Genomic DNA, 13,806 nt, shown 5'->3' on the forward strand with positions numbered 1-13,806 from the left:
GAGTGTCTCGGAACATGATGAGGTGTAAGTATGAAAATAATCGTCCAAAAATTTGGAGGAACTTCCGTTCGTAACGAAGAAGGAAGAGCGAGAGCAATCTATCATTTAAACAATGCATTAAGTGAAGGTTACAAAGTAGTCGTTGTTGTATCGGCAATGGGACGAAAAGGTGAGCCGTATGCAACGGATACATTGCTTTCACTTGTTGATGGAAATAAAGCGTCTCTTAATAAACGTGAGCTTGATATGCTTATGGCATGCGGAGAATTAATTTCATCGGTTGTGTTTACGAATTTATTAAACGAAAATGGCATTAAAGCTACAGCATTAAACGGTGCACAGGCTGGATTTGTGACGAATAATGATTTTACCAATGCCAAGATACTAGAAATGAAATGCGACCGTTTGTTAAAAGAATTAGAAGAATATGATGTCGTTGTTGTAACAGGATTTCAAGGGGCAACTACTGAAGGTGATACAACAACGCTTGGACGCGGAGGCAGCGATACATCTGCTTCAGCTTTAGGTGCGGCCCTTATGGCTGATTACATTGATATTTTTACGGATGTAGAAGGCGTGATGACGGCTGACCCGCGTATTGTAGAAGATGCAAGACCGCTATCGGTTGTCACATATAACGAAATATGCAACATGGCTTATCAAGGTGCAAAAGTAGTTCACCCACGTGCCGTAGAGATTGCCATGCAAGCAAAAGTACCGATGCGCGTCCGTTCCACATATGCTGATTCAGAAGGTACGCTCGTTACATCTCAAGGTGAAGCACAGCAGCGTGGAAGCGATGTGCAAGAACGCCTTGTAACAGGCATTGCACACGTATCCAACGTCACTCAAATTAAAGTTTTTAGTAAAGAAGGCCATTATGATACGCAAGCAGAAGTATTCAAAGCAATGGCACAAGAAAAAATCAGCGTAGATTTTATCAATATTTCACCGAAGGGTGTTGTCTATACGGTAACAGATGAAGCAACTGACAAAGCAATTGATGTGCTTCATACGCTAGGGTATGAGCCGGCTGTTATTCGCAACTGCGCTAAAGTGTCAACTGTTGGAGCAGGAATTGCAGGGGTGCCTGGTGTTACATCTAAAATTGTTACAGCCCTTTCTGGCGAAGGTATTCAGATTTTACAATCTGCTGACAGCCATACAACGATTTGGGTGCTTGTAAAAGAAGAGGATTTAAAGAAAGCTGTTAATGCTCTTCATGGTGCCTTTGACTTGTCAAAAGCACCGCAAAAGAGATAAACTACATGTTCCGTTAGCTATAAGCTAACGGTTCATTATATGAATAGGGATAATGCAATTTCAAGGAGTGAAAACATGATTGATTTTGGGAAAGTCGCAACAGCGATGGTAACGCCTTTTGATCATAAAGGAAACATTGATTTTGAAAAAACAACGCAGCTTATTAACTATTTAATTAGCAACGGTTCGGATGCGTTGGTTATTGCCGGAACAACGGGTGAATCTCCTACGCTTTCAACAGAAGAAAAGCTGGCGCTGTTCCGCCACTCAGTAAAGGTAGTAGATGGCCGCGTACCTGTTGTTGCAGGTACAGGAAGCAACAATACGTATGCATCAATTGAATTAACGAAAAAGGCAGAAGAAATCGGCGTAGATGCGATTATGATTGTAGCACCTTATTACAACAAGCCAAATCAGGAAGGCTTATATCAGCACTTTAAAACAATTGCTGAAAGTACAGAGCTGCCTGTCATGTTATACAATATTCCAGGGCGATCCGTGATCAATATGTCTGTTGATACAATTGTACGCCTAGCTGAACTGCCAAATGTTGTAGCGTTAAAAGATGCAAGCGGAGACCTTGACGCGATGACAGCTATTATCGCACAAACAAGCGATGATTTTGCTTTATACAGCGGTGATGATGGCTTAACACTGCCGGTATTGGCAATTGGAGGAACTGGCATTATTTCTGTTGCCTCTCACGTTATTGGAAATGAAATGCAAGAGATGGTTAAGTTATATGAGTCAGGAAATCCGAAAGAAGCAGCAAAAATTCATCAGCGTATTGTACCTGTGATGAAATCTCTTTTTGCGGCTCCAAGTCCAACGCCTGTTAAAACAGCTTTACAGCTAAAAGGGTTAGACGTAGGATCGGTACGATTACCTCTAGTTCCGTTAACGGAAGAAGAACGCCAAACGTTAGTCAGCACATTAAATACGCTATAAGCTATAAGTATGTTTTTTAAACGTCTCTTCATTGACCGTATATACGAGTCGGTGAAGAGACGTTTTTTTCTTATAAGATAATAGAAGAGCAGATGATGGAAATAGACGAATGAAATTTCTTGTATTCCAATTCTTACTTCAGTTATAATGTAAGCAAATGAAATTGTACGGGTGAAAGTAAGTAGGAGGAACTTATGGTACTAGAAAAGACAGAAAATATTAAAATTTCAGCCTTGGGTGGAGTCGGAGAACTTGGAAAAAACATGTATGTGGTGGAAATCAATGAAAACATATATGTGTTAGATGCAGGATCAAAGTTTCCGGGGGGAGAAATGTTAGGAATTGATATTGTTATTCCTGACATTACATATTTAGTAGAAAATCAGCAGAACGTAAAAGGCATATTTGTTACTCATGGACACGAAGAGCAAATTGGCGCTATTCCCTTTATACTTCAAAAATTGGACGTGCCGGTATATGGTACAGAATTAACGCTAGCACTTATCAAAGAAAAGTTAAAAGAGTATGGAATTAAAAAATATGAAGCTTTACATCCTATCACTTCGTCAACGGTTTTATCGTTTGAAGGAGTGGATATTTCATTTTTTAGAACGCAGCACAGCATACAAGATTCAGTCGGCATTTGTTTACAAACAAATCAAGGTGCAATTGTATATACAGGTGATTTTAAATTTGATCAAAATTCAGTCAGCATTCAAAGCGCTGATATTGGAAAAATGGCTGCCATTGGGGAAAAAGGCGTCCTGTGTTTGCTTTCAGACAGTACAAATGCGGATAAGCCAGGCTATACTGTTTCCGAAGCCGTCATCGGACAAAATATTACCGACGCTTTTTATAAAAGCAAAGGTCGAATCATTGTTGCTGCATACAGTTCCAATCTGCACCGTATTCAGCAAATCATTTATGCCGCATATCAGCATGGCCGTAAGTTAGTTGTTATGGAAAAAAGTATGCTGAAAATCATTGATATTGCAGCAAAACTTGGACATTTGCAGCTGCCTGAGGATTTAATTGTTCCTGTGCAAAAGCTAAAAGATCTTTCAGAACATGAAACGGTTATTTTAACAACAGGTCATCACGGAGAGCCGATTTCAGGTCTTACTCGAATGGCTAAACAGTCCCATAAATTTATTCAAATTAAACAAGATGACACGGTCCTGCTGGCTGCTACACCTATGGCGGGGCACGAAACGACCTTTTCAAAAACAATTGACGTCATCTTTCGTTTAGGAGCAAGCGTAGTATTTGCTCAGAAAAAAGTCCAGGCTTCCGGACACGGCAGTCAAGAAGAATTAAAATTTATGATTAACTTAACAAAGCCGAAATATGTCATGCCTGTGAATGGAGAGTATCGAAAACAAAAAGCTTATGCAAAGCTGGCCGGTCAATTAGGAATATCAGAAGATCATATTTGTTTGCTTGAAAAAGGTGAGCGAGTTGAGTTTAAAGATGCTCGCATGTACCCTAGCGGTTCTATTCAAGCGGGAAATACGCTCATTGATGGACTAGGCGTCGGTGATATTGGAAATATCGTTCTGAGAGATCGCAGGCTGCTGTCACAGGACGGAATCTTAACGGTAGTAGTTACGATTAATAAACGCCATAAAACAGTAGTAGCGGGGCCAGAAATCATCTCCCGCGGATTCGTCTATGTAAGAGAATCAGAAAAGCTTTTAGAAGAAGCAACGAAGATTGTTCAGCAAATTTTAGAAAAGTGTATGGAAGACAAAGTGATCGAGTGGTCTTCATTAAAATTAAAAATGAGAGAAAGTTTAAATCAATTTTTATATGAAAAAACCCGTCGTAAACCGATGATTTTACCGATTATCATGGAGATCTAATGTGAAGCCTTCCCGCTGGGAAGGCTTTTTATTTGCAGCTGATGCGGATGTAATAACTATGAGAAGTTCATACTACTACTATCAATAAGTGAAAGGAGCTAGAATATGTTTGAAAATAACGAAAGATTACATTCTGATGAAGCGCCTCAGCAGCCTAATAAAAATGAAGAAAGCAAGGGCGGAATATTAGATAAAATTCAACAATTAGGACAGACCAACGTGGCTCAGCTTCCCCAGGATTCTAATATTCACTGTTTAACGATTGTAGGACAAATCGAAGGGCACATGCAGCTGCCTCCTCAAAATAAAACGACAAAATATGAGCATGTCATCCCGCAAATTGTGGCGATCGAACAAAATCCAAAAATTGAAGGATTGCTTATTATTTTGAATACAGTAGGTGGAGATGTAGAAGCGGGTCTTGCTATTGCTGAAATGATTGCTTCGTTATCCAAGCCTTCTGTATCTATTGTGTTAGGAGGCGGACATTCAATCGGTGTTCCAATTGCGGTTTCAACTGATTATTCGTATATTGCCGGTACAGCGACCATGACCATTCATCCTATTCGCTTAACGGGTCTTGTTATTGGTGTACCGCAAACCTTTGAATACTTAGATAAAATGCAAGAGCGCGTAATTAACTTTGTAAGAGAACATTCTCATATTTCAGAAGAAAAGTTTAAAGAACTTATGTTTTCAAAAGGGAACTTAACGCGTGATATCGGAACAAATGTAGTTGGCGGAGATGCTGTTTCATACGGGTTAATTAACGAAGTAGGCGGAGTTGCTCAAGCAATCAAAAAATTGAATGAACTGATTGAGCAAGGACGTCAGAATGAGGAGCAGCTGCTGCAATGATTTTATATACAATGATGCCGCAAGAACTGATTTTTCAGCAGTCTTATCATCAAGAACAATCTCAGCCAAAGCTTATCAACCATAATGGAATCCCGGTTATCGTCGAAGAAAATGAACAAAAACAACAGCAAATTGTGAGGGTTTTAAGCACGAATCCTCAAGATTATTTGAATGAAAATTATTATCCTGGTCAAATTTTGTCGTAAGGATTTCAGTATAATTATGGTGAATATGGTATAATGAATATGACGAAGAAGGCAGCCGCTGTATTGGCTGCTTTTTTATTCAACTGATAAAAGAAACAAAATCAACATAGGGTGTTGGACGTTGATTGGAGTGGAAAAATGGCAAAGAAAAAACGAAGAGGTCAAATAAAAAAGGATGAATGGAAACGCATATTGCGCTTTGAGCTTATTGGCTTATTTTTATTAGCGTTAACGTTAATTGCCATGGCAGGACTCGGTGCTGTAGGACAGGCTCTTGTACTAGTGGTCCGCTTATTTATTGGCGAGTGGTATATGCTGTGTTTAATCGGAATGATTATTCTATCTGTTTATATTATTTGGAAAAGAGAAATGCCTCCTTTAGTGACGCGGCAGCTTATCGGTACATATCTCATTATTTTATCTATCTTACTGTTTAGTCACGTGACGTTATTTGAAAATTTATCGAAAAACGGAACCTTTACAGATCCATCTGTCATTATGAATACGTGGGATTTGTATATGCTCGAAGCAACGGGCCAATCGAATCACAGTGATTTAGGTGGAGGAATGATAGGGGCTATTATGTTTGCCATGTTCTACTATCTGTTTGATAGCTTAGGAACAGAACTTATCGCTGCCTTGCTTATTGTGATTGGGGTACTGCTCATTACCGGACGTTCGCTTCACGAAACGGTATTAAAACTTCTGTCACCTCTAGTGAATTTTTTAACAACGGAGTTAAAAGAAGGCTGGCAAGATATTCAGACGTGGAAGCATAAAAAGAAAAAAGCCCCTAAAACAACAAAAAAGAGACGCCAAGAAAAAGTTGTTCAAGAACCTGAAGAAAGCGTGGAAATAGAAGTAGAAGCACCTTCGCCTCCAATTATTGAACACTTTGATTATGGAGAGGAAGAGTCTAGTCAATCTCCTGCTGCTCCTATAGCTCCGGTGCCGCCGGTTATGGAATCGAAGCCCTTAGCTGCTGCACCGCAACAGCCAAGGCCGCAAAAGGAACAGGAAGAAGAAAAAGCTCCTATGATTACATTTACTGAAACGGAAAATAAAGAGTATGAGCTGCCTCCTATCAAGCTATTAACGATGCCAAAGAAAAGTAACCAGGCAAAAGAGCATAAAAACATTTATAAAAATGCCGAAAAACTTGAAAAAACGTTTCAAAGTTTCGGCGTAAAAGCAAAAGTGGCAAAAGTTCACCTTGGGCCAGCTGTTACAAAGTATGAAGTATATCCTGATGTAGGAGTCAAAGTAAGTAAGATTGTCAATTTAAGTGATGATCTAGCACTTGCATTAGCTGCCAAAGATATTCGGATTGAAGCTCCAATTCCGGGGAAATCAGCGGTAGGAATTGAAGTGCCGAACGAAGAAGTAGCGATGGTTTCACTTAGAGAAGTACTTGAAGCAACTGAAAATAACCGACCGGATAAAAAGCTATTAGTTGGTTTAGGAAGAGATATTTCAGGAGAAGCTGTGCTAGCAGAGCTTAATAAAATGCCTCATATGCTTGTAGCAGGGGCAACAGGAAGCGGAAAAAGTGTGTGTATCAACGGTATTATTATTAGTATTTTAATGAGAACAAAGCCTCATGAAGTAAAATTAATGATGATTGACCCTAAAATGGTTGAGCTGAATATGTACAATGGTATTCCGCATTTATTGGCTCCTGTCGTAACAGATCCGAAAAAAGCTTCTCAAGCATTAAAGAAAGTTGTAAGTGAAATGGAGCGACGTTATGAGTTGTTCTCACACAGCGGAACGAGAAACATTGAAGGATATAACGATTTAGTAAAACGTATGAATGATGATGGAGACGCCGATGCAAAACAGCCGACTCTTCCTTATATTGTGGTGATCGTCGATGAGTTGGCTGACTTGATGATGGTTGCTTCATCTGACGTCGAAGATTCGATCACACGTCTTGCTCAAATGGCTCGTGCTGCCGGCATTCATTTGATTATTGCTACACAGCGACCATCAGTAGATGTTATTACTGGAGTTATTAAAGCAAACATTCCTTCCCGAATTGCTTTTAGCGTATCTTCACAAACTGACTCTCGTACGATCTTAGATATGGGAGGAGCTGAGAAGCTTCTAGGAAGAGGAGATATGCTGTTTATGCCTGTTGGAGCTTCAAAACCTGTGCGTGTGCAAGGTGCCTTTTTATCAGATGAAGAAGTAGAAGAGATTGTTGATTTTGTAATTGCACAGCAAAAAGCACAGTATCAAGAAGAAATGATTCCAACAGATGCCCCTGAACAAGTCGATGATTTTGCAGATGAGCTATATGACGAAGCGGTTCAGCTTGTGGCAGAAATGCAAACAGCTTCTGTTTCTATGCTGCAGCGACGCTTTCGAATTGGCTATAACCGGGCTGCACGCTTAATCGATGCGATGGAAGAGCGTGGAGTGGTGGGACCTTATGAAGGAAGCAAGCCGCGTTCGGTGCTGATTTCTCAGCAAAATGAAGATGTTGGATCTTAATAATGTTACTAGAAAAGATGAGGCTGGGATAAAATTATTTTAGCTGAAGTGAAAAACGAACCATTAATCAAAAAGTTTGATTAGCGGTTCGTTTTTTTGTTATGGTGTCGCAAGCAGTTCAGCTCATGTATCCCATTTGTTCGTCTTTAGGTTGGATTCATTTAGTTATGTCTCAACCTCATTTTTTTATGGAAGAAGAGACGGTAAGAATAGTATTATACAAAAATATGTCATGCTAAATAAATGAAATAAAAACGAATATTAAAAAATTTAATGACTAAAATGTTTGGTTTTTATCTAATATTAGAAGAAAAGCAGGTTGTTAGGTATGCTGACATTAAAAAATAACAAAAATTCATTTTTTTAAAAAAACATTAAAAATTTTAACAAAAAATTAATATAACCTATTTATTTATCTGTCGAAAAATGATATATTATTTTCGATTAAGTAGTCGAACATCAGAGGTCTGATGACTTTTTAATATGGAGGAAGAGTGATGTCTATACGTGCGGATAATCGGCACTTGTATTTACAAGTGATTGATAAAATTAAACAAAATATAGAAAAAGGAATTTTTAAAGAAAAGGAAAGACTCCCTTCAGAGTTTGATTTATCAAAGCAGCTAGGGGTCAGCCGCGCAACGCTACGTGAGGCACTTCGCATATTAGAAGAAGAGAATATTATTGTTCGCAGACACGGCGTGGGAACATTTGTCAACACGAAGCCTACTTTTTTGTCGGGGATTGAGCAATTAAATAGTATAACACATATGATTGAACAAGCCGGTATGAAGGCCGGAACAATCTTCTTATCTTCTCAAATACAAGAGTTGTCTGAAAATGATTTAACACGTTTTGCTTGCGGAGAAGACGAACAGATTTTATTTGTTGAACGGGTGAGAACGGCAAACGGAGAGCCGGTTGTATATTGCATGGACAAGGTTCCTCAAAAAATATTGCCTGAAAATTTCGAATATAAACAGGAGTCTTTACTAGAAATTCTTGAAAAACAAGCAGGAAAGCACATTTCATACGCCGTGGCAAACATTGAGCCTCTAGGCTATCATGAAAAAGTTTCGCCTATTTTACAATGCGAGCCAGAAACCGCTTTGCTTGTGCTGAAACAAATGCATTATGACCAGTATGATGAACCCATTTTATATTCCATCAATTATTTTAAAGCAGATCAATTTAGTTTCCAAGTACTGCGTAAACGCGTCTAGTTTTTTTATGGTTAAATGTCAGAAAATTTACAACTATTTAACATTGTCCTTTTAAGGAGGTGTCAAATGTAGGTCACAAGGACGAAATAGAAAATTGGCTTTATACTTTTAAAACTATTCAGGGGGTTAAAACATGTTAAAACGTAAAACGGGACTTGCATTATCACTAGTATTAGCGGCAGGAACACTTTTAAGCGCGTGTAGCTCAGATGACGCAGATAAGAGCGGCGGAGATAAAAAAGCAGCGGATTTTAAAGTGGGAATGGTAACAGATACGGGCGGGGTAGATGATAAATCGTTTAACCAATCTGCTTGGGAAGGTCTGACAAAGTTTGGGAAAGACAACGGACTTGATGAAGGGACTGGATATAAATATTTGCAGTCTACAAAAGCATCTGAATACGAGAGCAACCTTTCCAAATTTGCTGAGAGTGGCTACAACTTGACGTATGGAATTGGCTTTTTGTTAAAAGAAGATATTAAAAAAGCAGCAAAGCAGTATCCAGATGCTGACTTTGCATTGGTAGACGATACGCTAAAGTCAGCAAAATTAGATAACGTGGCGAGCATTCTATTTAAAGAAGAGCAGGGCTCTTTCTTAGTAGGTGTAGTGGCAGCGAAACAAACGAAAACGAACAAAATCGGCTTTATCGGAGGCGTTGAATCGCCATTAATCAAGAAGTTTGAAAACGGATTTAAAGCAGGTGTTAAATCTGTAAACCCAGATGCTGAAGTTATCTCTCAATACGCGGAAAGTTTTAACTCTCCAGAAAAAGGCTCAGCTATCGCTTCTACCATTTACAGCAAAGGCGCTGATATTATTTATCAAGCGGCTGGCGGTACTGGAAACGGCGTATTTACAGAAGCTAAAAATCGTTCAAAAGGCGGTAAAGACAAAAAAGTTTGGGTAATTGGAGTTGACCGCGATCAGCATGAAGAAGGTATGCCTGAAAACGTAACGTTAACTTCGATGGTTAAACGCGTTGACTTGGCTGTAGAAGATGTTGCAAAAAAAGCAATGGACGACAAATTCCCAGGTGGTAAAGAAGTTGTGTTTGGCTTAAAAGAAGACGGAGTGGGAATTGCTCCATCACAAGATAATGTAAGCAAAGATGCGTTAAAAGCAGTTGATGAGTATAAGCAAAAAATTCTAGACGGTGACATTACAGTGCCTCAAACGGATAAAGAATTTAAAGAGTTTGAAAAAACGCTTAAAAAATAAGCTGATATCTGTTAAGCAATGATTATATGAGGATAAAAGGCTAGTGAAAACTAGCCTTTTTCATAGCCAAAAAACGGAAGACAGAATCCTGTAGCAGGCAGGAATAGGGAGTGAAAGCAGTGGAATATGTTATTGAAATGCTAGATATTCGCAAAGAGTTTCCCGGTATTGTTGCTAATGACAATATTACACTCCAAGTGAAAAAGGGAGAAATTCATGCTTTGTTAGGAGAAAATGGTGCAGGTAAGTCAACGCTGATGAACGTTTTATTTGGGCTTTATCAGCCTGAAAAAGGGCAGATTCGTGTAAACGACCAAGAAGTCAAAATCACGGACCCTAACGTAGCGAATGACTTAGGGATTGGGATGGTTCATCAGCATTTTATGCTTGTTCAAAACTTTACAGTCACAGAAAATATTATTCTTGGGAACGAACCGACGCGAACGGGGAAAATCAATATTAAAAAAGCAGCTCAAGATATTCAAGAGCTTTCAAATCAATATGGACTATCGGTAGATCCATATGCGAAGATTCAAGATATCTCAGTTGGCATGCAACAGCGAGTGGAAATTTTAAAGACGCTTTACAGAGGAGCCGACATTCTTATTTTTGATGAACCTACTGCCGCCTTAACACCTCAGGAAATTACGGAATTAATTCAAATTATGAAAAAATTAATTCAAGAAGGAAAGTCGATTATTTTAATTACGCATAAATTAAAAGAAATTATGTCAGTGTGCGACCGCTGTACAATTATCCGAAAAGGCGTGGGAGTTGGCACGGTAAACGTAAAAGAGACGAACCCTGATGAACTTGCTGCTTTAATGGTAGGGAGAGAAGTTCATTTTAAAACTGAAAAGAAAACAGCGACTCCAAGAGAAGCTGTGTTAACAATAAAAGAATTAGTAGTAGAAGACAGCCGAGGAGTAGAGGCTGTAAGTTCACTTGATCTAAGCGTTCGGGCAGGCGAAATTGTAGGCATCGCGGGTGTTGATGGGAATGGTCAAACAGAGCTGATTGAGGCAATTACGGGTCTGAGAAAAATAAAGTCGGGCTCGATCACATTAAAAAATCAAGAACTGTCTACGTTATCCACTCGTAAAATTACGGAGTCTGGAGTAGGACATATTCCGCAGGATCGCCATAAGCACGGACTGGTATTAGATTATACAATTGGTGAAAATATCGGTCTTCAAACGTATTATCAAAAGCCAATGTCTAAATCAGGTATTTTGAATTACAAAGAGCTGTATAAAAAAGCAAAAGAACTAATTGCAGAATATGATGTACGAACGCCTAGTGAATATACGCAAGCGCGATCGCTATCGGGCGGAAATCAGCAAAAAGCCATTATTGCCCGTGAAGTAGACCGCAGTCCGGAACTATTAATTGCAGCTCAGCCAACGAGGGGACTGGACGTAGGAGCTATTGAATTTATTCATAAGAAACTGATTGAAGAACGAGATAAAGGACGGGCAGTGCTGCTCGTTTCGCTAGAACTAGATGAAGTGATGAATCTAAGCGATCGCATTGCGGTTATTTATGAAGGGGAAATAGTCGACATTGTAGATCCAAAAGAAACGAATGAACAAGAGTTAGGTTTATTAATGGCAGGCGGTACGCGTGAGAAAGCGGGTGGAACAGCATGAATAAACTTGTGAAAAATGAACGTGTAATGATGATTTTGATCCCTGTTGTATCGGCCATATTAGGACTCATTGCCGGAGCGGTTATTATGTTACTAGGCGGCTATGATCCAATGCTTGGCTATCAATCTCTTTTTGACGGGATGTTTGGAACGCCAAAAGCCATTGGAGAAACGATTCGTGCCATGACTCCTCTTGCTCTGGCTGGTATTGCGGTTGCGTTTGCTTATAAAACCGGTCTCTTTAACATTGGAGTAGAAGGCCAGCTTTTAGTTGGATGGTTGGCTTCCGTATGGGTTGGGTATGCGTTTGATTTACCAGCAGTCATTCATATTCCTTTAGCTGTATTAGCAGCAGCTGCAGCTGGAGCAGTTTGGGCGTTTATTCCAGGATTTTTAAAAGCAAAATTTCATGTTCATGAAGTAATTGTTTCCATTATGATGAACTATATTGCTCTTTATACAACGAGCAGCTTAATCCGTACGTATTTATATGCGGGTAATGAAAAATCGTATGATATTAAAGAATCGGCATCTTTAGCATCAAGCTTTCTAGCACAGTTAACCAATAACTCCCGCCTTCATTACGGTATTCTTATTACCATCGCTGCAGCCGTCGTAATGTGGTTTATTTTGAATAAAACAGCTAAGGGCTTCGAGCTAAGAGCTGTTGGTTTTAATCAGCATGCTTCACAGTATGCAGGAATGAATGTAGGCCGAAATATTGTGTTATCCATGGCGATTTCAGGCGCTTTTGCCGGGCTTGCCGGGGCAATGGAAGGGCTTGGAACATTTCAGTATATGGGCACATTCACTGCGTTTACAGGTACGGGGTTTGACGGTATCGCCGTAGCCCTTTTAGGAGCTAACAGCGCAATTGGAATTTTATTAGCTTCATTCTTTTTCGGAGGATTGCAAACTGCGGCTCCTCAAATGAACTTTATGACAGGCGTACCGTCGGAATTAATTCAAATTGTCATTGCGCTTATTATCTTTTTTGTTGCATCTAGTTATTTAATTCGCTGGGTGCTTGGCCGTGCAGGCAAGGGGGGAGCAAAATGAACTTCTTAGAGGTGTTAGCCATTATTATTCCAGCGGCGCTTTATTCAGCTGCACCGCTTATCTTTACCGCGCTCGGAGGGATATTTAGTGAACGTTCCGGGGTCGTGAACATCGGGTTAGAAGGGCTGATGATGTTTGGCGCGTTCACAGGTATTGTTTCAACCCTTTTACTTCAGGATTCATTAGGTGCTTGGGCCCCGTGGGTAGCGATAGTAATTGCGGCTGTTGTTTGCGCTGTGTTCTCGCTGATTCATGCTGTTGCAAGTATTACATTAAAAGCAGATCAAACTGTAAGTGGTGTAGCGCTGAATTTTCTAGCTGCGGGTCTTTCGATCTTTTTAATCAAAAAGATTTTTGGGAAAGGACAAACAGATTTTATCCAATTCCGTATCGATAAAGTAAGTATTCCAGGTCTATCAGACATTCCAGTAATCGGTAAAATTCTATTTTCGAATGTTCCTATTACGTCTTATATTGCAATTGCGCTAGCTTTTGCTGTATGGTACATCATTTATAAAACGCCGTTTGGTCTCCGTCTTCGTTCAGTTGGTGAACACCCAATGGCAGCAGACACGATGGGGATCAAAGTTGTGAGAATGCGTTACGTTGGCGTTATGATTTCCGGCATGTTCGCTGGAATCGGCGGAGCGGTGTATGCTACGTCTATCGCTACAAACTTTGCAGCGGGAACGATTGCTGGACAAGGGTTCCTTGCTATTGCAGCTATGATTTTTGGGAAGTGGCATCCTATTGGTGCTTTAGGTGCAGCCATGTTTTTCGGATTAGCACAGTCTTTGAGTATCACGGGAGCTCAGATTCCGGTTATTCAAGATATCCCATCCGTTCTTTTAACCATTGCACCGTACGTATTAACAATCTTAGCGCTTACTGGTTTTGTAGGACGTGCTGAGGCTCCTAAAGCGCTGGGCGTTCCTTATGAAAAAGGCCGCCGCTAATAAATCCTCTATACGAGGTCTAACAATGACTAAAGTTGGATAAATATAGAAGGTGGAGACAAAGA

Annotated in this window: 11 protein-coding genes; all 11 read left to right on the plus strand. The window is 39.8% G+C overall.

Features of this window, described 5'->3' with window-relative positions; translation table 11 throughout:
* Nucleotides 1-30 precede the first annotated feature (30 nt).
* Entirely contained in the window at nt 31-1,263 is a 1,233-nt protein-coding gene (dapG, locus tag ACOZIR_RS03855; protein ID WP_045290074.1) for an aspartate kinase, read from the plus strand.
* A gap of 75 nt (nt 1,264-1,338) precedes the next feature.
* Nucleotides 1,339-2,211: a 4-hydroxy-tetrahydrodipicolinate synthase gene (gene dapA, locus ACOZIR_RS03860; protein ID WP_013058822.1), complete on the plus strand. Its 873-nt coding sequence runs from the start codon at nt 1,339-1,341 to the stop codon at nt 2,209-2,211.
* A 194-nt stretch (nt 2,212-2,405) separates the two neighbouring features.
* Nucleotides 2,406-4,073, plus strand: a complete 1,668-nt coding sequence (locus tag ACOZIR_RS03865; RefSeq protein WP_328120168.1) for a ribonuclease J — start codon at nt 2,406-2,408, stop codon at nt 4,071-4,073.
* 105 nt (nt 4,074-4,178) lie between these two features.
* Nucleotides 4,179-4,931 carry a ClpP family protease gene (locus ACOZIR_RS03870; RefSeq protein WP_013058820.1) on the plus strand — a complete coding sequence of 251 codons (753 nt, stop codon included), beginning with the start codon at nt 4,179-4,181 and terminating at the stop codon, nt 4,929-4,931.
* Nucleotides 4,928-5,137 (plus strand): YlzJ-like family protein, encoded by a 210-nt coding sequence (locus ACOZIR_RS03875; RefSeq protein ID WP_028411391.1) that lies wholly within the window; start codon nt 4,928-4,930, stop codon nt 5,135-5,137. Before ACOZIR_RS03870 ends, ACOZIR_RS03875 begins: the two co-directional genes overlap by 4 nt.
* 138 nt (nt 5,138-5,275) lie before the next feature.
* Nucleotides 5,276-7,633 (plus strand): FtsK/SpoIIIE family DNA translocase, encoded by a 2,358-nt coding sequence (locus ACOZIR_RS03880; RefSeq protein ID WP_328120169.1) that lies wholly within the window; start codon nt 5,276-5,278, stop codon nt 7,631-7,633.
* Between the two features lie 497 nt (nt 7,634-8,130).
* Entirely contained in the window at nt 8,131-8,856 is a 726-nt protein-coding gene (locus tag ACOZIR_RS03885) for a GntR family transcriptional regulator (RefSeq protein WP_028411389.1), read from the plus strand.
* Nucleotides 8,857-8,989: 133 nt separating this feature from the next.
* Complete coding sequence (locus tag ACOZIR_RS03890; protein ID WP_045290067.1) at nt 8,990-10,078, plus strand: BMP family lipoprotein; 1,089 nt, start codon at nt 8,990-8,992, stop codon at nt 10,076-10,078.
* 119 nt (nt 10,079-10,197) lie between these two features.
* Entirely contained in the window at nt 10,198-11,727 is a 1,530-nt protein-coding gene (locus ACOZIR_RS03895) for an ABC transporter ATP-binding protein (RefSeq protein ID WP_340141722.1), read from the plus strand.
* Nucleotides 11,724-12,785, plus strand: coding sequence for an ABC transporter permease (locus ACOZIR_RS03900; RefSeq protein WP_014458483.1), 1,062 nt, complete (start codon nt 11,724-11,726; stop codon nt 12,783-12,785). The genes ACOZIR_RS03895 and ACOZIR_RS03900 overlap by 4 nt, the downstream gene beginning before the upstream one ends.
* Nucleotides 12,782-13,741 carry an ABC transporter permease gene (locus tag ACOZIR_RS03905; RefSeq protein WP_013084750.1) on the plus strand — a complete coding sequence of 320 codons (960 nt, stop codon included), beginning with the start codon at nt 12,782-12,784 and terminating at the stop codon, nt 13,739-13,741. Before ACOZIR_RS03900 ends, ACOZIR_RS03905 begins: the two co-directional genes overlap by 4 nt.
* The last annotated feature ends 65 nt before the right edge of the window (nt 13,742-13,806 follow it).

Source organism: Priestia sp. D3YE.R1 (genome assembly GCF_049199565.1).
GTDB lineage: Bacteria > Bacillota > Bacilli > Bacillales > Bacillaceae_H > Priestia > Priestia aryabhattai.